Source organism: Methylobacterium sp. SD274, assembly GCF_017355285.1.
Taxonomy (GTDB): domain Bacteria; phylum Pseudomonadota; class Alphaproteobacteria; order Rhizobiales; family Beijerinckiaceae; genus Methylobacterium.
The window spans coordinates 1-20,278 of sequence record NZ_JADIJP010000016.1; the positions used below are offsets into that span (position 1 = coordinate 1).

General features: G+C 65.4%; 22 protein-coding genes. 12 read left to right on the forward strand and 10 right to left on the reverse strand.

Going from position 1 to position 20,278, the window contains the following annotated elements; all coding sequences use genetic code 11:
- The first annotated feature begins 180 nt into the window (after positions 1 to 180).
- Complete coding sequence (locus IPV08_RS14565) at positions 181 to 498, forward strand: hypothetical protein (protein WP_207412359.1); 318 nt, start codon at positions 181 to 183, stop codon at positions 496 to 498.
- A 114-nt stretch (positions 499 to 612) separates the two neighbouring features.
- Positions 613 to 1,113 carry a DUF2867 domain-containing protein gene (locus tag IPV08_RS14570; RefSeq protein ID WP_207412360.1) on the forward strand — a complete coding sequence of 167 codons (501 nt, stop codon included), beginning with the start codon at positions 613 to 615 and terminating at the stop codon, positions 1,111 to 1,113.
- 159 nt (positions 1,114 to 1,272) lie between these two features.
- Here the strand turns inward: IPV08_RS14570 and frc are convergent, their stop codons facing one another.
- Both frc and IPV08_RS14580 read right to left on the reverse strand, forming a co-directional pair.
- On the reverse strand, positions 1,273 to 2,523 hold the full coding sequence (frc, locus tag IPV08_RS14575; protein WP_207412361.1) for a formyl-CoA transferase: 1,251 nt from the start codon (positions 2,521 to 2,523) through the stop codon (positions 1,273 to 1,275).
- A gap of 125 nt (positions 2,524 to 2,648) precedes the next feature.
- Positions 2,649 to 3,092, reverse strand: a complete 444-nt coding sequence (locus IPV08_RS14580; RefSeq protein ID WP_056426967.1) for a PAS domain S-box protein — start codon at positions 3,090 to 3,092, stop codon at positions 2,649 to 2,651.
- 419 nt (positions 3,093 to 3,511) lie between these two features.
- Between IPV08_RS14580 and IPV08_RS14585 the strand changes: the two genes are divergently transcribed.
- The 4 genes from IPV08_RS14585 (at position 3,512) to IPV08_RS14600 (ending at position 5,820) form a co-directional block, all read left to right on the forward strand.
- Positions 3,512 to 3,955 carry an OsmC family protein gene (locus IPV08_RS14585; protein WP_207412362.1) on the forward strand — a complete coding sequence of 148 codons (444 nt, stop codon included), beginning with the start codon at positions 3,512 to 3,514 and terminating at the stop codon, positions 3,953 to 3,955.
- Between the two features lie 23 nt (positions 3,956 to 3,978).
- Entirely contained in the window at positions 3,979 to 4,347 is a 369-nt protein-coding gene (locus IPV08_RS14590) for a nuclear transport factor 2 family protein (RefSeq protein WP_207412363.1), read from the forward strand.
- Between the two features lie 83 nt (positions 4,348 to 4,430).
- Entirely contained in the window at positions 4,431 to 5,108 is a 678-nt protein-coding gene (locus IPV08_RS14595) for an esterase (protein WP_207412364.1), read from the forward strand.
- 70 nt (positions 5,109 to 5,178) lie between these two features.
- Entirely contained in the window at positions 5,179 to 5,820 is a 642-nt protein-coding gene (locus tag IPV08_RS14600; protein WP_207412365.1) for an FUSC family protein, read from the forward strand.
- A 15-nt stretch (positions 5,821 to 5,835) separates the two neighbouring features.
- On the opposite strand, the gene glp is transcribed toward IPV08_RS14600, so the two are convergent.
- The 8 genes from glp to IPV08_RS14640 all read right to left on the reverse strand — a co-directional run bounded on the left by glp (position 5,836) and on the right by IPV08_RS14640 (position 14,602).
- The gene (glp, locus tag IPV08_RS14605; protein WP_207412366.1) at positions 5,836 to 7,065 is read right to left on the reverse strand and encodes a gephyrin-like molybdotransferase Glp; all 1,230 of its coding nucleotides are present in this window, start codon (positions 7,063 to 7,065) and stop codon (positions 5,836 to 5,838) included.
- Positions 7,062 to 7,547: a cyclic pyranopterin monophosphate synthase MoaC gene (moaC, locus tag IPV08_RS14610; RefSeq protein ID WP_207412367.1), complete on the reverse strand. Its 486-nt coding sequence runs from the start codon at positions 7,545 to 7,547 to the stop codon at positions 7,062 to 7,064. Before moaC ends, glp begins: the two co-directional genes overlap by 4 nt.
- Positions 7,544 to 8,401, reverse strand: a complete 858-nt coding sequence (trpC, locus tag IPV08_RS14615; protein ID WP_207412368.1) for an indole-3-glycerol phosphate synthase TrpC — start codon at positions 8,399 to 8,401, stop codon at positions 7,544 to 7,546. Before trpC ends, moaC begins: the two co-directional genes overlap by 4 nt.
- Positions 8,402 to 8,412: 11 nt before the next feature.
- A complete protein-coding gene (trpD, locus tag IPV08_RS14620) occupies positions 8,413 to 9,426 on the reverse strand; it encodes an anthranilate phosphoribosyltransferase (RefSeq protein ID WP_207412369.1) in 1,014 nt (337 codons plus the stop codon).
- 35 nt (positions 9,427 to 9,461) lie between these two features.
- Entirely contained in the window at positions 9,462 to 10,076 is a 615-nt protein-coding gene (locus IPV08_RS14625) for an aminodeoxychorismate/anthranilate synthase component II (protein WP_207412370.1), read from the reverse strand.
- A gap of 76 nt (positions 10,077 to 10,152) precedes the next feature.
- On the reverse strand, positions 10,153 to 11,073 hold the full coding sequence (locus IPV08_RS14630; protein ID WP_207412371.1) for an alpha/beta hydrolase: 921 nt from the start codon (positions 11,071 to 11,073) through the stop codon (positions 10,153 to 10,155).
- Between the two features lie 99 nt (positions 11,074 to 11,172).
- Positions 11,173 to 12,693, reverse strand: coding sequence for an anthranilate synthase component I (gene trpE / locus IPV08_RS14635; RefSeq protein ID WP_207412372.1), 1,521 nt, complete (start codon positions 12,691 to 12,693; stop codon positions 11,173 to 11,175).
- 7 nt (positions 12,694 to 12,700) lie between these two features.
- Positions 12,701 to 14,602 (reverse strand): peptidylprolyl isomerase, encoded by a 1,902-nt coding sequence (locus IPV08_RS14640; protein ID WP_207412373.1) that lies wholly within the window; start codon positions 14,600 to 14,602, stop codon positions 12,701 to 12,703.
- Positions 14,603 to 14,795: 193 nt separating this feature from the next.
- Here IPV08_RS14640 and tpiA point away from each other — a divergent pair, with 193 nt between their 5' ends.
- The 6 genes from tpiA (at position 14,796) to IPV08_RS14670 (ending at position 20,229) form a co-directional block, all read left to right on the forward strand.
- The gene (gene tpiA / locus IPV08_RS14645) at positions 14,796 to 15,557 is read left to right on the forward strand and encodes a triose-phosphate isomerase (RefSeq protein ID WP_207412374.1); all 762 of its coding nucleotides are present in this window, start codon (positions 14,796 to 14,798) and stop codon (positions 15,555 to 15,557) included.
- 151 nt (positions 15,558 to 15,708) lie between these two features.
- On the forward strand, positions 15,709 to 16,092 hold the full coding sequence (secG, locus tag IPV08_RS14650; RefSeq protein ID WP_056427002.1) for a preprotein translocase subunit SecG: 384 nt from the start codon (positions 15,709 to 15,711) through the stop codon (positions 16,090 to 16,092).
- Between the two features lie 159 nt (positions 16,093 to 16,251).
- Positions 16,252 to 17,880 (forward strand): CTP synthase, encoded by a 1,629-nt coding sequence (locus tag IPV08_RS14655; protein ID WP_207412375.1) that lies wholly within the window; start codon positions 16,252 to 16,254, stop codon positions 17,878 to 17,880.
- A gap of 16 nt (positions 17,881 to 17,896) precedes the next feature.
- Complete coding sequence (locus IPV08_RS14660; protein WP_207412376.1) at positions 17,897 to 18,295, forward strand: DUF350 domain-containing protein; 399 nt, start codon at positions 17,897 to 17,899, stop codon at positions 18,293 to 18,295.
- Between the two features lie 120 nt (positions 18,296 to 18,415).
- Positions 18,416 to 19,060: a DUF1190 domain-containing protein gene (locus tag IPV08_RS14665; protein ID WP_246747962.1), complete on the forward strand. Its 645-nt coding sequence runs from the start codon at positions 18,416 to 18,418 to the stop codon at positions 19,058 to 19,060.
- Positions 19,060 to 20,229 carry a glutathionylspermidine synthase family protein gene (locus tag IPV08_RS14670; RefSeq protein ID WP_207412377.1) on the forward strand — a complete coding sequence of 390 codons (1,170 nt, stop codon included), beginning with the start codon at positions 19,060 to 19,062 and terminating at the stop codon, positions 20,227 to 20,229. The genes IPV08_RS14665 and IPV08_RS14670 overlap by 1 nt, the downstream gene beginning before the upstream one ends.
- Positions 20,230 to 20,278: the final 49 nt, after the last annotated feature.

Here is a 20,278-nt window from a genome sequence, read left to right on the forward strand (position 1 = left end):
CAAGCGGGTGGTGGCCCAGGCGCTGGCCGTCTCCGACGAGACCAAGCCTGCCCCCCGCGTGGTCGCTGCCTGAACTCAGGCTGAGCCACCGACCACGAACAGAGTGCGGGGGCCGGACGCCAAGTCCTGGCCCCCGCACCCGTTTCATCGCCCCGTGATCGCCCTCGCAGGAGATGTCCGATGCCGCCGACCTGGCGCCCGATGCACACGGCCCCGCAGATCGTGGAGCGGATCTGGCTCAACCACCTGACCCTCGGTCCGATCCTGGCCGAGGGTCGCCCCGGTCGCTGGTACGCCCCAAGTGCGGCACGCCAAGTCTGGCGTTGGTATCGCCCCGCTGGGCAGGACAATCTGGAACCTTTCGCCGGCTGGCTCCCCTACGGGGCACTCGCGATGGAGGGGAAAGACGCAGCCTCGCTGGATGTCTCGCGTAACGGCCTCCCGGTTACGCATCCCATCGGAGGGCAACAGGACCGCACCACGTCCTTAGGGGGATAAACGCACGGCTACCGGGCCCGGTTTGGCCCAGGCCGCGCTCGTTCACCCATCGCGCCGCCGATTATCCGCGTCGGTCATGCTAGGGCCGACCCACCAATGAGATGGGGAAAGTCCTTGGCCGTCGATCTGCCGGTTCAGCTTCTGCGCCCGAGCGATCAGCTCGTTTATGACGACTCGCGATCGGTCGTACTCTCCTCGGCGATGACTCCGATACAGGACTGGAATTTCATCACTTCAGAGCCACGACCGCTCATGTCGCTCGCCTTCCGCTTGAGAGATTCGATCGCGGCCCGTTTTGGCGTGAAGGCGATCGGCGGCTTTTCCGGTGAACGCCGGATCCAAGCGCACGCGGGTGAAACGTTGGACTTCTTCCTGGTGGAACACAGCGCCCCGGATATGCTGGTTCTCACCGTGCGGGACCGCCACCTCGACGTCATGATCTGTCTCGCGACCTCCGGTCGCCGTCTCAGGATCACCTCGTCGGTCGTCATCCACAATGCCTTTGATTGGGTCTGCATGGTGCCGGTCGCGCCGATCCATCGCTTGATCCTCACCGCCGACCTGCGGCGTTTGACGAACTCGTTCGGGCAGGAAGCCGTGCGTCCCGGTACGTAGGTCGTTCACTCGAACAGGGCCGGCGCTCGATCAACGATGCCGACGACGCAGCCGTCCTGCTGCGGCCTTGTCCCATCCCAAAAGAAAACGGCGCGCCTCGCGGCACGCCGTTTTCCTCAATCCACGGCCCGTCCGAGGACGGGCCGCTTTGCATCTGTCTTAGACGGCGCGTGCCTGGTGCAAGCGCTCGATCTGCTGCTGGGTGTAACCGAGGTCGAGCAGCACTTCGTCAGTGTGCTCTCCGAGGAGCGGCGAAGATTTGATCTCGACCGGCATGTCCGAGAACTTGATCGGGCTTCCGACGGTGAGATACGAGCCGAGCTTCGGGTGCTGCACCTCGACGATGGTGCCGCTGGCGCGCAGCGACGGATCGACCGAGAGTTCCTTCATCGACAGGACCGGCGAACACGGGATGTCGAACTTGCGCAGGATGTCGACCGCCTCGAACTTGGTCTTGTCAGCGAGCCATTCCTCGATCGTGCCGAAGATGTCCATGATCTTGTCCTGGCGGGCACGGGCGGTGTTGTAGGCCGGATCTTCGATCCACTCTTCTCGGCCGATCGCCTTGCAGATTGGGGCCCAGGCATGGCCCTGGATCGTGAAGTAGATGTAGGCGTTCGGGTCGGTTTCCCAGCCCTTGCACTTCAGCACCCAGCCCGGCTGCCCGCCGCCGCCCGCATTACCGCCGCGCGGCACCACATCGGTGAACTCGCCATGCGGGTACTGGGGGTACTCTTCGAGGTAGCCGAGGGCGTCGAGGCGCTGCTGGTCGCGCAGCTTCACACGGCAGAGGTTCAGCACCGAATCCTGCATCGACACGGCGACCTTCTGGCCCTTGCCGGTCTTGTTCTTCTGGTGGAGCGCCGTGAGGATGCCGATGGCGAGATGCATGCCGGTGTTCGAGTCACCGAGAGCGGCGGCGCTGACGGTGGGGGGGCCGTCCCAGAAGCCGGTGGTGGAGGCGGCGCCGCCGGCGCATTGGGCGACGTTCTCGTAGACCTTCAGGTCCTCGTAATGGTGGCCGTCCGAGAAGCCCTTCACCGAAGCCAGGATCATGCCCGGGTTGAGTTCTTGAATGCGGGCCCAAGAGAAGCCCATGCGGTCGAGGGCACCGGGACCGAAATTCTCGACCATCACGTCGGATTGCTTGATGAGGTTCTCGAGAACTTCCTTGCCCTCGGGGGTCTTGGTGTCGAGGGTCAGCGAACGCTTGTTCGAATTCAGCATGGTGAAGTAAAGGGCGTCGGCATCCTCCACGTGGCGCAGCTGCGTCCGTGTAACGTCTCCGGCACCGGGACGCTCGACCTTGATGACGTCGGCGCCGAACCAGGCGAGAAGCTGCGTGCAAGCAGGGCCAGCCTGGACGTGAGTGAAATCGATGATCTTGGTGCCTTCAAGCGGCTTGCTCATCTCGACGTTCTCCCTTTCGATCGTCATGCAACGATAATGGATCGGATAGTTCGAATGTCCGGTTCTGATCCGGAACTCGTGTTAGCCGGTATTCTGGCGAAACCTTTAGATTTTCGCGCCTCCACTTAAACGGCAGCGCTTTCGAGCTCGCTCAGACGCTTGCGCATCTGACGTTCGTCGTTCCAGCGCCGGGTCTCATCGCGGATGATGGCGAGGATTCCAGTCACTGCGCCGTCAGAACCGTGAAGGAGTCCGACGGTGAAGGCGATCGAGAGTGATCGGCCGTCTTTGTGAAGCGCCGGCACGCGCAGCACCTCGGTGCCGTAGCGGGTGATGCCGGTCCGCATCGTCTTGGCGTAACCATCCCAGTGACGCTGGCGCTGGCGTTCCGGGGTGATCAGATCGAGGGATTGGCCGAGCGCCTCGGATGACGAGAACCCGAAGATCCTCTCCGCCGCCGCGTTCCACACGACGATCGCACCGTCCGGATCGGAGACGACGATGGCATCTCCGGCGGCTTCGATCAGTTGAGAGACGTCGATACCGGCGAAATTGGCTTGATCCGACATGGCTTGTTTCGCGTCTTCGAGTGAAACGTCGTCCATCGACTTAGGCAGCAGGTACGGCCGTCAAACGCGATGAGGGATTTCACTTGAGACGCGCGATGCTTCGTTTGCAGTCGTGGTCGCGAATTCGGCTTCCGTCTGGAATATATTGCGGTTGCGAATGCTGCATTGCATCATCGTGATCGCTTCCTCCATTTCGCGAAAAGGTCAAACCCCGTCCGTGAGATGTTCCGCGCACTTGCTTTTTCTGTGCGTCTACTGTTGGTATTTGGTATGCCAATGATGGCGGGCTGTCAACACGTGGGCAAGGAGGGGGATGAGATGGAACTCGCCTTCGCTTCTCGTTCGTTGCCTTGCCAGTCGTTGCTTTGCCGCTTCAGTGCGCATGCGGCGGCTAGGCGAGCCGAGAGGAGACGTCCCGGATGGGCAGTGACGGCAGCATCACGATCAGGCAGATCGAGGGCTATCGGTTCGAGATCGATTTTGGGGAAGCCTTCCCGAACCTCGCCGTTGACGAGGCGCCACCCTATGGCGGCGGGGAGGGGCCTTACCCCGAGCAGATCCTGGTCGCCAGCGTCACCAACTGTCTGTGCGCGAGCCTGGTCTTCGCCCTCGGCAAATTCAAACAGGACGCAACCGGGCTCGCAGCGCGATCGAGCTTTCGCGTGGAGCGCAACGCGGATGGTCGCCTGAGGATCAGCGGGATCGAAGTCGGCATCGCGCTGAGCGCTCCGGCGGAAACGATGCCACGGCTCGACAAGGTTCTCGAGCAGTTCGAGCGCTTCTGTACCGTCTCCGAGAGCGTCAAAGCGGGGATTCCGGTCACCGTAGCGGTGCGCGACTCGGCTGGAACGCTGCTGAAGTAGCCGTGTAACAAGAGGAAAACGCCATGGACCACGTGCTAGCAGAAACCCCGGAAGACCTTGCCCGCCTCTTCAACGAAAGGGCCAATGCCGGCGATGTGGAGGGGTTGATTGCCCTCTACGAACCGGATGCCGTGCTGGCTGCCGGAAAGGTGGTCGCGACGGGACATCAGGAGATCCGGGCGTTCTACACCGACCTTCTAGCACGGCGCTCCGAGTTTCCGGCCGCGGAGACGCTGCCGAGCATTCGCAACGGGGGGATTGCGATGACCTTCGCGCGCCTACCGAACGGAACGATCTCGGTGGAGACGGCACGGAAGCAGGAGGCCGGCGGCTGGCTGTGGATCATCGATCAACTGAAGATCAAGCCTTTGAGCGAAGCCAAGCCGGATTGACGCGGCAGCTTAGGCAAGGGGCGCCGTCCGCAGAGAACGACCGACGCCCGCACCATGTCACCGAACGACGCGAGGCTCGCCGCATGATCGACCCTAAACTCGCAGGACGTCTCGCTTTTGCGCATCGTCTGCCGACGAGGGAGCCCATGCCTCCGGGCCGCCATCCGCTCGGTCTGTTCGATGAGCGCGACGCCATGCTGATCGTGCCGCCGGGGATCAATCCGCGACGGCCGACTCCCCTCGTCGTACTCTTTCATGGCGGCGGCGGGAGTGCGGAGAAGATCCTGCCCATGCTCGAAAAGCATGCGGAGGCGCGCGGATTTCTACTCCTCGCTCCACAATCCGTATTTCCGACCTGGGATCTCGTCATCGGCGGTCACGGGCCGGACCGCGAACGGCTCGACCTCGCTTTGACCGAGGTAGCGTCACGCTTCATGCTCGATCCGCTGCACATCGTCTTCGCCGGCCATTCCGATGGCGGGAGCTACGCTCTCTCCTCCGGCCTCGCCAATGGCCATGTGGTCACCCACCTCATCATCTCTTCGGCCGGGTTCCTGTCGGTACATCTGCAGGCCGGGTCACCACGCATCTTCATCTCACATGGGACACGGGACGAGCAGATACCCATCGATCGCAGCGCACGGGTGCACACTTCGAAACTCAGGGACGTTGGTTACGATGTGACCTCTCTGGAGTATGACGGGCCACACGCCTACCAGCCTGAGGTTGTAGCGCAGGCGGTGGAGTTCGTGTTCGGCTGACCGAGCCGGCAAGCGTGAAACCGGAAGATCGCCGGCGGATCGAAGCAGGCTCGGCTCGCGTTCAAAAATCATGGATTCGACCGACCGTGTCATCGTGGAGCAGCAACCGGGAAGCCCTGGGTGGCGAGCGCAGGCACACCCTCCAGGAACCGAAAAAGGAGGGCGCGACGAGGCCAGGATCAGCCGGCTCGGCGAACGTATCGCGCGCCTTCGCAAGGGCCTGCCGCTACGACGCCGCCTCATCGATGGTTTGGTGCACGGCCTTTTATCCGCTGGCGCGGCGATCATCGCTTATCTGCCGACCCAGGCGCTGAACCAGCGTGAGGGGTTCTGGTCGGCGATCACTGCCATCGCCGTACTCCAGACCGAGTTCCGAGCGACGCGGAAAGTCGGGCGGGACCAATTGCTCGGTGCGGCCACGGGGGGGCTCATCGGCCTCGGTATCTGGCTCGGCCTCGGGCAGCATCTGGCTGCCTATGCCCTCGCAGTCATCCTGTCGCTCACGGCCTGCTGGGTGCTGAACGTGGCGAGCGCGGCCCGGCTCGCCGGGATCACCGCGACCATCATCCTGCTCGTCCCCCATGACGGAACGGCGCAGCATATCTTCGGCTCGCGCGTCATGGAGGTGGGCTGGGGCGTCACCGTAGCGATCATCGTCGGCTGGCTCGCCACGCGGCTGGCTAGATCGACCCCTGACGTCACCGGAAAATGACGAAACTTGTCGTCGTCAGAGCAACGCTCGATCGAGGCGAATGATCCGGCATGGATCGCCGCGCTTCGCGGCCGGAGCGCCGGGTGGGCGAACCAGCAGCGCTTCGGATTGACCGAGGACCGAGAGCATCGAGGAATCCTGGCGCGTTTCGGCGTACGCCATCGGACGGCCGTCATCCGCGATTTCGATCCGCGCCCGCATGTAGTCCTGGCGGATATCGTTGGCCGGCATGTCCGCCCCGAGCAGGGCCGGCTCGCTGCGGTCGGCCCCGGCCTTGGGGTCGCCAAGTAGAGCCCGGATCGCCGGCACGACGAAGAGCAGGCCACAGACTACGGCGGAGACGGGATTGCCCGGTAAACCGATGACCATCATCGGACCGAGGCGCCCATGCATCAGTGGCTTTCCGGGGCGGAGGGCCACTCGCCAGAAACCAAGTTCCAGCCCCTCGCGATGCAGAGCCGCCTGGACGAGGTCATGATCACCCACGGAGGCGCCGCCCAGGGTCACGAGGAGGTCTGCTTTCGCGTCCCGCGCCCGGCCCAGTGCGGCTTCGAGGGAGGCGAGGCTGTCTCCGGCAATGCCGAGATCGATGGGTTCCGCGCCTGCCTCGCGGGCAAGGCTCGCCACCGCCAATCCATTCGAGGCGACGATCTGGTCCCAGCGGGCCGGTTCTCCCGGCGCCACGAGTTCGTCGCCGGTGGCGAGGATCGCGACCCTAGGCCTGCGGCGAACCTGGAGGGTGGCGTGACCACCCGCGGCCGCGAGGGCAAGCCGGCGCGCATCCAGGCACTCCCCCGCCCGCAGGAGCAGATCGCCCGACCGGAAATCGAGACCGGGAACGCGGATATGGCGCTTGGCGGCGACCGTCTCCTTCGCCGTGACCACATTGTCCGAGACGTCGGCATTCTCCTGAATGAGGATCGTGTCGGCCCCCGTGGGCACTGGAGCCCCCGTGAGGATCCGTACCGTCTCGCCGGGGCCGATCGTGCCCGAGAAGCCGTGGCCCGCAGCGCTCATGCCGATGAGCGTCAGTTTTGCCGGAACGGCGGCCACATCCTCGGAACGCACCGCATAGCCATCCATAGCGGAGGCGGGGAAGGGCGGCTGGGTCCGTAGGGCGGCCACATCCTCGGCCAGGGTCCGGCCGTAGGCGTCGGCTACCGGTACCGTCTCGGCTGCCACTGGCTCGGCGGCACTGGCGAGGATGCGCGCGAGCGCCTCCTCCACCGGAATGAGTTTGCTCACGAAGCGCCCTCGGCCCGGTACGAGCCCGACTTTCCGCCATCCTTGGAGACTAGGTGGATGCCTTCGATCCGCATGGCGCGATCGGCCGCCTTCACCATGTCGTAGATCGTGAGGCAGGCGACCGAGACGGCGGTGAGGGCCTCCATCTCGACCCCGGTCGGACCGATCACCTTGACCTCTGCGGTCACGCGAAGGCCGGGCAGGGAATCGTCCGGCTCGCATTCCACCCGGACCTTGGAGATCAGCAACGGATGGCACAGCGGGATGAGTTCATGCGTGCGTTTCGACGCCATAATGCCCGCGAGCCTCGCCGTGCCGATTACGTCGCCCTTCTTGGCATCGCCTTCGCGGATCAGGCGCAACGTTTCGGGCAGCATCACCACCACGCCTTCGGCGCGAGCGATGCGGGTGGTGGCGGCTTTGTCGGAGACGTCGACCATATTGGCGGCGCCGGCCGCATCGAGATGCGTGAGGGTGCTCATTTGCCGGCCTTGCCGAAGAGCAGGCGTTTCGTCGCCTTGGTCACGTCCGCTTCGCGCATCAGGCTTTCCCCGACGAGGATCGTCCGAAGTCCACCCTTTTCGAGGCGCAGGACATCGTCGTGCCCGGTGATGCCGCTCTCCGCGACAGCGATACGGTCCTCTGGCACGCCCTTGGCAACGCGGATGGCCGTATCGAACGAGACCTCGAATGTCTTGAGGTCGCGGTTGTTGATGCCCAGCAGTCGGGTGCCGAGCGGAATGGCGCGGGCGAGTTCCTCCTCGTCATGGACCTCGACCAGCACATCCATGCCGAGATCGTGCGCGGTCTCGACGATGGCCAGCGCCTCGTCGTCATCGAGGCACGCCATGATGGCCAGCACGCAATCGGCGCCCCAGGCGCGCGCCTCGAACACTTGGTACGGCTCGAACAGGAAGTCCTTGCGCAGCACCGGCAGCGAACAGGCGTCCCGCGCCTCGGTGAGGTATTCCGGCTTGCCCTGGAAGGAGGGCGTGTCGGTGAGCACCGAGATACAGGTGGCGCCACCTGCCTCGTACGCAGCGGCGAGGGTGGCGGGGTCGAAATCCTCGCGGATCAGGCCTTTTGACGGCGACGCCTTCTTCACCTCAGCGATGAGCGCGGGTCGACCCTGCGCGATATGAGCAGCGATCGCGTCGGCGAAGGGCCGGACCGGCGAGGCTTTCTCGATGCGCTTCTCGAGCTTCGCGAGCGGTACGCGCAGCTTGGCTTCGGCGATCTCGCGGCGCTTATAGGCCTCGATCCGCGCAAGCACGTCACTCCGGTCGGTGGTGGCCGGTGGTGCAACGACGTCCGCAATGGGTTTCGCCTCGCTCATCGGGGCCTCTTTCATGTGTTCGAGACCGCCACGAGGCGTGCAAGGGTTGCTCTCGCTGCGCCGTCATCGATGGCGGAAGCGGCACGGGCCACACCTTCGCTCAAGGTCTGCGCGGAACCGGCGACGACGAGGCCGGCCCCCGCATTGAGAACGGCGATGTCGCGATAGGCGTTGCGCTCGCCCGCGAGGACGGCGTTCAGCGCGTGCGCATTATGGTCGGGATCGCCGCCGCGCAGATCCTCGAGGGTCCAGAGCGGCAGGCCGACGTCGCGCGGATCGATCGTGAAACGGCCGATCCGCGCGTCCTCCAGGGTGACCACCGGCGTCGGGCCGGTGACGGTGATCTCGTCGAGCCCGTCCGACCCGTGCACCGTCCAGACCCGCGTGCTGCCGAGTTCGCCCAGTACACGCGTCAGGGGTTCGGCCCAGGCCTCGGTGGAGACGCCTAGAAGCTGGCGCTCGACACCGGCCGGATTCGAGAGCGGCCCGAGCAGATTGAAGATCGTCCGCGTCGGAAGTTCGGAGCGCACCGGCGCCACATGGCGCATGGCGCCGTGATGGGTCTGAGCGAACATGAAGCAGAGGCCGGCCTGGGCGAGGCAGCGGGCCAGCCCGTCCGGTTCGAGACCGATTTTCACGCCAAGGGAGACGAGGACATCGGCCGCGCCGGATCGCGAGGTGGCCGCGCGGTTGCCGTGCTTGGCCACCGGCACGCCGCAGGCCGCCGTGAGGATCGCGGCGAGAGTCGAGACGTTGTAGCTGCCCGAATGGTCGCCGCCGGTGCCGACGATGTCGATGGCGCCGGGAACCGGGGCCACGCGTACCATCCGCGCCCGCATGGCCTCCACCGCGCCGACGATCTCGTCCTCGGCTTCGCCACGCACCTTCAGGGCGATGAGGAAGGCGCTGGCCTGGACCGGCGTCACTTCGCCGGAAAGCAGGTCGTCGAAGGCGGCGCGCGCCTCCGCCCGGTCGAGACTCGACCCGGCCGCGACTTTCGCGAGGAGCGGCTTGAAAGTGTCCATGGGTCGGGAGACGTCAATCAACGTTGATTGATGCGTCAATGCACGCCGGGCTCTCGCTTGTCACGTCCCGCGTTCCAGGCCGCAGCAATGTCGAGGAAGTTGCGCAGGATTTGCGACCCGTGATGCGAGAGGATGCTCTCCGGGTGAAACTGCACGCCGTGGACCGGGAGTGTGGCGTGTTCCAGCGCCATGATGAGCCCGTCCGCTTCCGCCGTGACGACGAGATCCTGCGGACACCCGCCGCGCTCCACCACGAGCGAGTGATAGCGCGTGGCATCGAAGGGGCCGTTCAGCCCGCGAAAGACCCCCGTTGCCCTGTGGGTAATGCTCGAGACCTTGCCATGCATGGGCTTTGGCGCTCGCACCACGTCGCCGCCGAAGGCCTGCCCGATCGCCTGGAGGCCGAGGCAGACTCCGAAGATCGGCACCTCGCCGGAGAGGTCGCGCACCACGTCGAGGCAGATACCCGCCTCGTTAGGCGTGCACGGCCCCGGCGACAGCACCACCGCATCGGGCGCGCGCTCGCGGATCTCGTCGATGGTGATCTGGTTGTTGCGCACGACATCGATCGATCCGCAAAGCGGCCCGATGAGATGGACGAGATTCCAGGTGAAGGAATCGTAGTTGTCGATGACGAGGACGTTGGCCATGATCGCGCTTCTCTTGATCCCCCTCGTGTGACGAGGTGAGCCGAGAGGGTCAAGCGTTCTCGCGCCGCGTCCGCTCTCAGAACCCGATCGTCGGATGCCGGCCGTCGGTTCCGTCCCCCAGATGCGCGCGGATGAAGGCACCGGCGCTCGCCAGCGATTGTCGCCCCTCGGCAAGCTGCGGATAGAACATGTGCCAGGCATGGATCATGTGCGGCCAGACTTGGAGCGTCACGGCGACGTCCGCCGAGGCGGCCACCCCGGAGAGGCGAAGGGAATCGTCCAGCAGGGTCTCGGCGCTGCCGACCTGGATCAGCATCGGCGGCAGACCGCCGAGGTCGGCGTGAAGCGGCGAGATCAGCGGGGTCGCCGCGTCCTTTCCTGAGCAATAGGCCTCCGCGAGTTCCGTCAGGTATTCCCGCTGGATCAGGGGATCGACCGCCGCCTTGGTGTCCATGCTGGCACCGGTCATCTCCAGATCGACCCAGGGCGACGTGAGCCAAAGACAGCGCGGAAGCGGCAGACCGGCATCACGCAGCGAGAGGGCCGTCGCGACGGCAAGCCCGCCGCCGGCACTCTCCCCGGACAAGACGATGTTCCGGGGGCTGACGCCCGATTCGAGCAGGAAGCGGTAACCCGCTAGGGCGTCATTGAGGGCCGCGGGAAACGGATGTTCCGGCGCGAGCCGGTAATCCAGGGCCAGCGTGCGCGCTCCGGCGGCGCAGCCGGTCTCGGCCATCATGTGCCGGTGACTGTTGAGCGAGCCGGACACGTATCCGCCGCCATGCAGGAACAGGACGACGCGGGTCGGGTCCGCCCCCGGGCTCCCGGTCCATTCGGCCGACACCCCGCCCGCATCGACGGGCACGACCGTCACGTCGGGGGGAACTGGATAATGCGCGCCGAACCCGTCGAGCCGTTCACGGCGCTCGGCGAGATTCGAAGACCGTGGACTGGCCGCGAGAAGATCCCTGATGGCATCGATCTCGGTCTCAGCCATCACGTTCCTCCGCCATCGCAACCCGTCGATATACGACCGATTCGATGTCTATCGGCAATCGCGGGCCAAGCGGAAGGACAGCCGTGGTGCGCGGAAGGACTATTGCCCCCGCCGCGCCCGGCTCGCGAACATCACCGCATCCTCCGCGGCGCGGAACAGGGCTTTGGCCTTGTTCACGCATTCCTGCTGTTCGGAGGCCGGATCAGAATCGTAGACGATGCCGGCGCCGGCCTGAACATGCATCCGCCCGTCCTTCACGATGGCGGTGCGCAGCACGATGCAGGTATCCATCTCGCCGCGTGCGCCGAAATAGCCGATGCAGCCGCCATAAGGGCCGCGCTTCTCGCGTTCAAGCTCGTCGATGATCTCCATCGCCCTGACCTTCGGCGCGCCGGAGACCGTGCCGGCCGGAAACCCGGCCGAGAGGGCATCGAGTGCGTCGTGGCTCGGATCGAGATCGCCCTCGACATTCGAGACGATGTGCATGACCTGGCTGTAATATTCGAGGAAGAACGACCCCGTCACGGTCACGCTGCCGATGCGCGAGACCCGGCCGACATCGTTGCGGCCGAGATCGAGCAGCATCATGTGCTCGGAGCGTTCCTTCGGATCGGCCAGCAATTCCTCGGCCAGGGCCTTGTCCTCGGACGGCGTGGCGCCACGCCGGCGGGTGCCGGCGATGGGGCGGATCGTGACGCGCCCCTCTCGCACCCGCACCAGGATCTCGGGCGACGAGCACACGACCTGGAAATCCTCGAAGTCGAGGTAGCACAGGAAGGGGGCCGGGTTGGTCCGCCGCAGGGACCGGTAGAGGGCGAAGGCCGGCAGCGTGAACGGCGCCTCGAAACGCTGGGACAGTACGACCTGGAAAACGTCACCGGCGACGATGTACTCCTTCGCCCGCGCGACCATACCAAGATAGGCATCGGGCGTCGTGTTCGAGACCGGCTCGGGATGGGCGATGGTGAGGGGGTCGATCCGCGTTTCCACCGGAAGCGGACCTTCCAGGACATCGGCCACGCGCTCCAGACGGGCGAGCGCGCCCTCATAGGCCGCACGCGCCGAAACCCCTGCGCTCGGGCGCACCGGGCCGACCACGGTGATGATGTCGCGCACGGCATCGAATACCACCATGACGCGCGGCCGGACGAGGATCGCGTCGGGAACGCCAAGGGGATCCGGGTTCGACACCCCGAGCCGCTCCATGGCCCGGACCATGTCGTAGCCGAGATAGCCGAAGAGGCCCGCCGCCATGGGCGGGAGCTCGACGCCGTCATCGGCTCCGATGGCGCTCTCGGCGATGAGGGACCGGAGGCTTGCCAGCGGCGATGCGTCGTCGGGCGCGAACACCGACAGGTCGCTGCCCCGTGCGGTCTCCGGTCGGCCGTCGCGACAGCGCCAGGCGAGGTCGGGGTCGAGGCCTATCATCGAGTAGCGGCCGCGCACCGCACCGCCCTCGACGGATTCGAGCAGGAAGGCCGGCCCGGCATGGACCGCCCGCAGCTTGAGGAAAGCCGCGACCGGAGTCTCCAGATCGGCCACCAGGGTCAGGTTGAGGAGGGTCGGCCGCCCTGCCTCGTAGGCCTCCGCGAAGGCGGCGTAATCCGGCTCCTGAAACATGGTCGGTTCAGTACTCGCCGCCGATCGCGCGCCGGAACGCCGTCTGGTTGACGGTGATCCCCACGCTTTTCTGAACGTCGGCGATGTACTCGCCGAGGATGTCATCGATGAGGGTCGCCTGGAACCGCTTCGAGATCGCCTCGTCGGAGGGGCTGCCGGGCACGAAGGCGGGCATCGTCGCCGCCGTGACCTTGGCGACCACACGCGACTCGCCGGATTCGACCGAGACGGCCTTGTCCACCGGGACGGCGAAGAGGCGATTGACCACGTCGGCCGAGAGGCCGTCCTTGGCCTGGCTACGGGCGATGTCCGTGGAGGTCTGCACCTGCACGCCGATTTCCGTTGCCAGCGTGTCGATGGCCTCGCCCTTGTCCAGGCGCTCGGTCAGGCTGCGAGCTTTGTCGGAGAGGCGCTTGGCCACCTCGGCGGCGCGCCATTGGGCGACTGCCTGATCGCGCACCTGGTCGAGGGGCTTGTCATGGGCTTGGTCTATGCCGGTGACGTCGACCCAGACGTAGCCGCCGGACTTCAGGCGAAGCGCCTCGGTGTCGCTCCCGATCTCGGAGCGGAACACGATCGGCAGCGTCGTGTCGCGATCCGGAATGGAATCGACGAGCTTGCCCGACGGGTCGAGCCCCTGGGCGCTCACCGCCGGCACCGTCACGAGGGTGAGGCCCCGCTCCTTGGCGATCTCGGCCAGCGGCTTGCTGTTGGCGCGCTCGTCCTCGATCGTGTCGTGGTCCTTTTCAACGGCGGTCTTGGCGCGTTCGAGAGCGATGGTCTTGCGGATCTCCGGCGCCACGTCGGCGAGGGGCTTGCGTGTCTCGGGTTCGATGGCCGTGACTCGGAGGAGCACGGTGCCGAAGCGACCCTTGACCGGGGCGCTCACGGTGTTCTGGGCAAGCGAGAAGGCGGCCTCTGCGACGGCCGGGTCGAACAGTTCGGCCTTCGTCAGGTTCCCCAGAGACAGTTCCTTCGCGTCGACGCCGCGCGCCAGAGCGACGGCCTCGAACGGCTTTTCGCCGGATTCGATCTCCTTGCGCGCCGCCTCGGCGGAGGCCTCGTCGGGGAACACGATCTGCTGGATCGTGCGCCGCTCCGGCGTTCCGTATTGCGCCTTGGCGAGATCGTAGCGCTTCTGCACATCCTCGTCCGTGACAGCGTCGGGCTTGGTCATCGCCTGCGGATCGAGGGCGAGGAGGGTCACGGCCCGGTAGTCCGGCGCGCGGAATGCGCTCTTATTCTCGTCGTAGAAGGTCTTCACCTCCTCGTCCGTCGGTGCGGGAATGTCTCCCGCCACGGAAGGGGGCAGCATCATGAAGGAGGCCGACCGGCGCTCGGTGGTGTAGCGATGCACGGCCTCGCGCAGGGCGGCGGGGACATGAATGTCCGCGGCCACGGCCTCGGCGATCTGGAGCCGTCCGGCGGCGGCGCGCTGGTCGCGCACGAACATCGCCTCGTTGATGCCGGCGCGCTGCAGCGTCTGGAAGAAGAGCGTCTGGTCGAAGGAGCCGTTGGCCCCCTTGAAGGTCGGCTCTTCCTGGATTGCGCGCAACACTGCCGAATCCGGGATGACGAGACCGAGATCCTTTGCCTGCTGGTCGAGGGAGGCCTCGCTGATCAGCTGCGAAAGGACCTGCCGGTCGAGACCGAGGCCCCGGGCCTGTTCGGGAGTCAGGCTGCGCTGAAGCTGGCTCTGATAGCGCTGCAGCTGCAGCTGATAGGCCGAGCGCACCGCCTCCGAAGTGATCTGCGTCTTGCCCACCGTAGCCACGGTCGTGGCCGAGTTCGAGCGGAAGAAATCTTCCACCCCGAATATCGCAACGCCAGCGATGAGGAAGGTGAAGACCACCGTGAGAATGATCTTGCCGAGCCAATGCTGGCTCGCACTACGCATGTTCTGCAGCATCGGAATGTTCGAAAATCCGTCGTGATGGCGTGCCGAGGCACGCTCCAGGCCGCCCGCGATAGACCATCCGGTGGCCCCAGCAAAGGCCGGGCGAATCCTCGAGCCCATGTTTGCGCCCGCTAGTCGGCTCTGTTACGGCCCCGCTCACGATCCGGTGAAGCCGGACCAGCAGCATCTGAGCGCGAGGAATACGATGTTGAAGTCGGGACGGCGGCCGCTGATCGCCGGCAACTGGAAGATGAACGGCCTGCGCAGTTCGGTTCCGGTGGTCGAGGCCATCCGCGACGGGCTCTCGCCCGAACTCGCATCCCGGATCGACGTCCTCGTCTGCCCTCCTTCGACCCTGATTTCCTCCTGCGTGGCGGCCGTCTACGGGTCCGCCATCGCCATCGGCGGTCAGAACCTTCATGCCAAGGCCAGCGGCGCCTTTACCGGCAGCATCTCCGCCGAGATGCTGGCCGATCTCGGGGCGAGCTACGTCATCGTCGGGCATTCGGAGCGCCGCGCCTATCACCACGAGACCGACGATGGCGTCCATGCCAAGGCATTGGGTGCCCGCCGCGCCGGACTCTGCGGCATTATCTGCGTCGGCGAGACGCAGGAGGAACGGGAAGAGGGCCGGACGCTCGATATCGTCCGCGCCCAGCTCGCCATCGGCGTCCCCAAGGGGGCGAAGGCCTCCGATACGGTCATCGCCTACGAGCCTGTCTGGGCCATCGGCACCGGCCTGACACCGACCCCGTCCGACATCGCCGAAGTCCATGCTTCCCTGCGTGAGATGCTCGGACAGCTCATCGGCGCGGAAGCCGCCAAGGTCCGTATCCTCTATGGCGGTTCGGTGAAGCCGGGTAACGCCCGCGAATTGATGGCGGTAGAGAATGTGGACGGGGCGCTGGTCGGAGGCGCCAGTCTCGTGGCGTCCGACTTCCTGGGGATAGCGGCCGCCTACGCCTGAAACATTCGCCGCCCTGGGGCGATGCAGGATTTGGCGTGAGACACCATCTCGTGTAGGAGCCTGCCCTTTGCGGACGTTCCTCGCCGGGCCTCTTCGGGCGCCGGATACGGCCTACGTGGTTCACGGACCAGGAACATCGGACTGAAACGACATGAATGCCGTCCTGATCTCCATTCACCTCATCGTGGTTCTCGCACTCATCGCCGTGGTCTTGCTGCAGCGCTCTGAGGGCGGACTCGGGCTCGGCGGTGGTAGCAGCGGTGGCGGCGTATCGGGGTTCATGACCGGACGTGGCCAGGCCAACGCCCTCACGCGGGCTACAGCGATCCTGGCGGCCCTGTTCTTCACGACGAGCATGACCCTCGCGGTGATCTCCCACCGGAGCGCCGCGCCGAAGTCGATCCTCGACGGAGCCGCGACGACGCAGCCGGCGGCGCCCAACGGAAATATTCTCGAGACCCTTCGTCCCGGTCAGGGCGCTGGCCAGACCGCGCCGGCTCAGCCTGCCACGCCCGAAGCGCCCCAGTCGCGCTGATCGAAGGTCGATGCGGAACGACGGCTCGGACACCTCTCGCTCCGAACCGTCCCCACCCGGCGTTCCACAGAATCCGAACCGATGCAGCCCTGCCGCCACCAGCGGCGGGGTCGTTTGAAGTTTGTCGAATCATCCACCCTTGTTTATGAGCCGAAGCCCATGACGCGGTACGTATTCATCACCGGCGGCGTGGTCTCCTCGCTCGGCAAGGGCCTCGCATCTGCGGCTCTCGCAGCTCTCCTGCAGGCGCGCGGCCACACGGTCCGCCTGCGCAAGCTCGACCCCTACCTGAACGTCGATCCGGGCACGATGAGCCCGACGCAGCACGGCGAGGTCTTCGTTACCGACGACGGTGCGGAGACCGATCTCGACCTCGGCCATTACGAGCGTTTCACCGGTCTTCCGGCGACCAAGGCCGATAACATCACCACCGGTCGCATCTATCTCGACATCATCACGAAGGAGCGGCGCGGCGATTATCTCGGCGCGACGATCCAGGTCATCCCTCACGTCACCAACGCCATCAAGACGTTCGTACTCGATGGAAACGAAGCATTCGATTTCGTCCTCGTCGAGATCGGCGGCACGGTGGGCGACATCGAGGGCCTTCCGTTTTTCGAGGCGATCCGCCAGCTCGGCCAGGAATTGCCACGCGGCACTGTCGCCTTCGTCCACCTGACGCTGCTTCCCTACATCCCCTCGGCAGGCGAATTGAAGACCAAGCCGACGCAGCATTCCGTCAAGGAACTCCGCTCCATCGGTATCCAGCCGGACATCCTGCTCTGCCGCTGTGACCGTCCGATTCCGGTGGAAGAGCGGCGCAAGCTCGGTCTGTTCTGCAACGTGCGTGAGACCGCCGTCATCGAGGCGCGCGACGTGGCGTCGATCTATGACGTGCCACTGTCCTACCGCGAGGCCGGCCTCGACCGTGAGGTGCTCGCGCATTTCGGAATCGAACCGAAGGGCGAACCGGATCTCGTGCGCTGGACGACGATCTCCGAGCGCGTGCGCAATCCCGAAGGCGAGGTCTCCATCGCCATCGTGGGCAAATATACGGGCCTCAAGGACGCCTATAAGTCCCTCTCCGAGGCGCTGACGCATGGCGGCATCGCCAACAATGTGAAGGTGAACCTCGAATGGATCGAATCCGAGGTCTTCGAGCGTGAAGATCCGGCGCCGTTCCTTGAAGGTATCAACGGCATTCTCGTCCCCGGCGGCTTCGGACAGCGCGGCGCAGAGGGTAAGATTCGCGCGGCCCGCTATGCCCGTGAGCGCAAGATCCCATATTTCGGTATCTGTTTCGGCATGCAGATGGCCGTGATCGAAGCAGCTCGCTCCCTGGCCGGGGTCGAGGACGCCAATTCCACGGAATTCGGGGAGACCGGCGAGCCCGTGGTCGGCCTGCTGACCGAATGGCTCAAGGGCAACGAACTGGAGCGGCGCGCTGCACAGGGCGATCTCGGCGGCACCATGCGGCTCGGTGCCTACAAGGCGACCCTCGGTGCGGATACCAAGATCGCCGAGATTTACGGCGGCACCGAGATTTCCGAGCGTCACCGGCACCGCTACGAGGTCAACATGGCCTATCGCGAGCGGCTGGAAGCCAAGGGCCTGCGGTTCTCGGGGCTATCACCGGACGGTCTGCTTCCCGAGACGGTGGAACATGCAGGCCACCCCTGGTTCATCGGCGTGCAGTTTCACCCGGAACTGAAGTCGAGGCCGTTCGAGCCACATCCGCTGTTCAAGAGCTTCATCTCGGCCGCCATCGTGCAGAGCCGGCTGGTCTGAGGGAGGGGCGGGCGCCATGGTCTCGATCTCGGGTCTGCCTGCCTTCATCGCCTATGTCGCGGCGGCGTTCGGCCTCGTGGCAGTCTATCTCGCGGTCTACCTGTCGGCGACGTCCCATCGCGAGATCGCGCTGATCCGCGCCAACAATGCCTCGGCCGCCATCGCGCTGGGCGGAAGCATGATCGGCTATACGCTGCCGCTCTCGGTGGCGATCTATAACGCTCAATCGATCCTCGACTGCATCGTCTGGGGCCTCGTCGCCCTCATCGTGCAGATCCTGGTCTATTTCGTCGTGCGGCTGATCCTGCCGGACCTATCTCGGCGCATCGAAGCCGGTGAGATCGCCGCGTCCATCCTGCTCGCCGCCTCGTCCCTGGCTGGGGGTATCGTCAACGCGGCGTCCATGACCTACTGAGCCGGCGTTCGGGGAAATATCCCGTCGCCGGTTTCAAACGGCCAAGCTCGATCCTACATTCGGGTCTGTGCGGCATCGTGCCGTGAGGGAGCGGATCGTCGGAAGGCGGTCCTCAGTAGGATGCCATCCGAGGCCGATACTCCGACACCAGTAAAGCCGCCGCGCCTCATGCGCTCGCAGACGGTGACCCTCGTCATGCTGGCGGGTGCGGGCGCCGCCGCCTTCGGGCTTGCTCGTCTCGATCCGTCGCAGGACGAAGAATCCGTGCTCGTCTATGCGAATGCGGAGGCCTGTATCGCCGGAAACAGGCGAACGGAGGAGGATTGCCGGAGCGAGTACCTGACGGCGCGTGCCGCCTATCCCGAGGTCGCACCGCGTTACGCGACGGTGACCGATTGCGAGGCGCATCACGGCCCGTCGCATTGCCTGCCCGGAGACGGCGTCGCCGTGAGTGCGACTAGGCGCTTCGTACCGAGAATGGCCGGCTACGTCATCGGCAGGCGGATCGATCAGAACCTGCCGCCACAACCGATCTTCGACCATGCTCCGAAGTCGGAAGCGTCCCATAGCGGAAGCGCCGGCCACTCGGGTGGCGCTGGTTATTGTACGAGTTGGGGCGGACGGATCACCACATCTTCGGGCGGTGCGTCCTCCAGCGCGCGGGTCGCCTCTTCGGCGGTGCGCAAGGTCGCATACGGTGGCTTTGGAAGCACGGGTCGTTCGTTCTCGTCGCACGGCTGGTCGAGCCATGGAAGCGGCGGCTGATGCGGCGCGTGCCCATCGGCGAACGACCGGATTGGCGGGAGACCGCGCGCCGGCATGGTTTCAACTTCCACACCTTCGATGGCGCAGCGTATTGGTCCGAGAGCCACGCCTACGCTTTCAAGCTGGCTGAGATCGAGGACGATCTCGAAGCGCCGAGCACCGAGATCCACGCCCTGTGCCTCGCTTTCGTCGCCGATGCGGTGGAGGACGAGCGGATCCTGGCCTCGCTCGACATTCCTTCCCATGCCTGGGACGCGATCCGCGCGAGCTGGAAGCGGGGAGACCCCTCCCTCTATGGACGCCTGGATTTCTCCTACGGAGGGGCATCCGCCGGGCCGGCAAAGCTCCTCGAATACAATGCCGACACGCCAACCGCCCTCTACGAGTCCGGGGTGTTTCAATGGTTATGGCTGGAAGAAGGGCTGCGAACCGGCTCGCTGCCCGAGACAGCCGACCAGTTCAATTCCCTTCACGAAAAGCTGATCGCCCGATTCTGCACGCTTCGCGGTGACGGAGCGATGGCCTTCACCGCCTATGCCGATGCGCCCGAGGACAGGGGGACGGTGGCGTATCTCGAAGATTGCGCGCGCCAAGCGGGGCTCGCGACCCGCTTCCTCGACCTCTCCGACATCGGACGTGACGAGGACGGACGTTTCGTCGATCGCGTCCATGCGCCGATCCCGCGCCTGTTCAAACTCTATCCCTGGGAATGGGCCTTCAGCGACGCTTTCGGAAAGGAGCTCGGCACAACGACGATCCGGTTCCTCGAGCCACCCTGGAAGGCCGTCCTTTCGAACAAGGGATTGCTGGCCCATCTCCATGCGAGAGAGCCCGACCATCCCAACCTGTTGCCCACCTTCTTCGAGAACGATTCCCGCAAGGCGTCATTGGGCACCTCCTTCGTCAAGAAGCCGTTGGTTTCACGGGAGGGGGCGAATATCCTTATGCTGCGCGACGGTGCCGTGCTGGCGCAGGATCACGGACCCTATGGCGGCGGGCGCTACGTGCGACAGGCCCTTGCCGAATTGCCGGATTTCGACGGCCGCCGCCCCGTGATCGGCTCCTGGATCGTAGGCGACGAACCGGCGGGGCTGTGCGTTCGCGAAAGCGCGGGACCGATCACCGGTAATTCAGCCCTGTTCGTCCCTCACTTCGTCGAGCCTGGTTGAGAGCGGCAACCCGCCGCTTTCAAATCGGCGGCTTTACCCTATCCTGGTT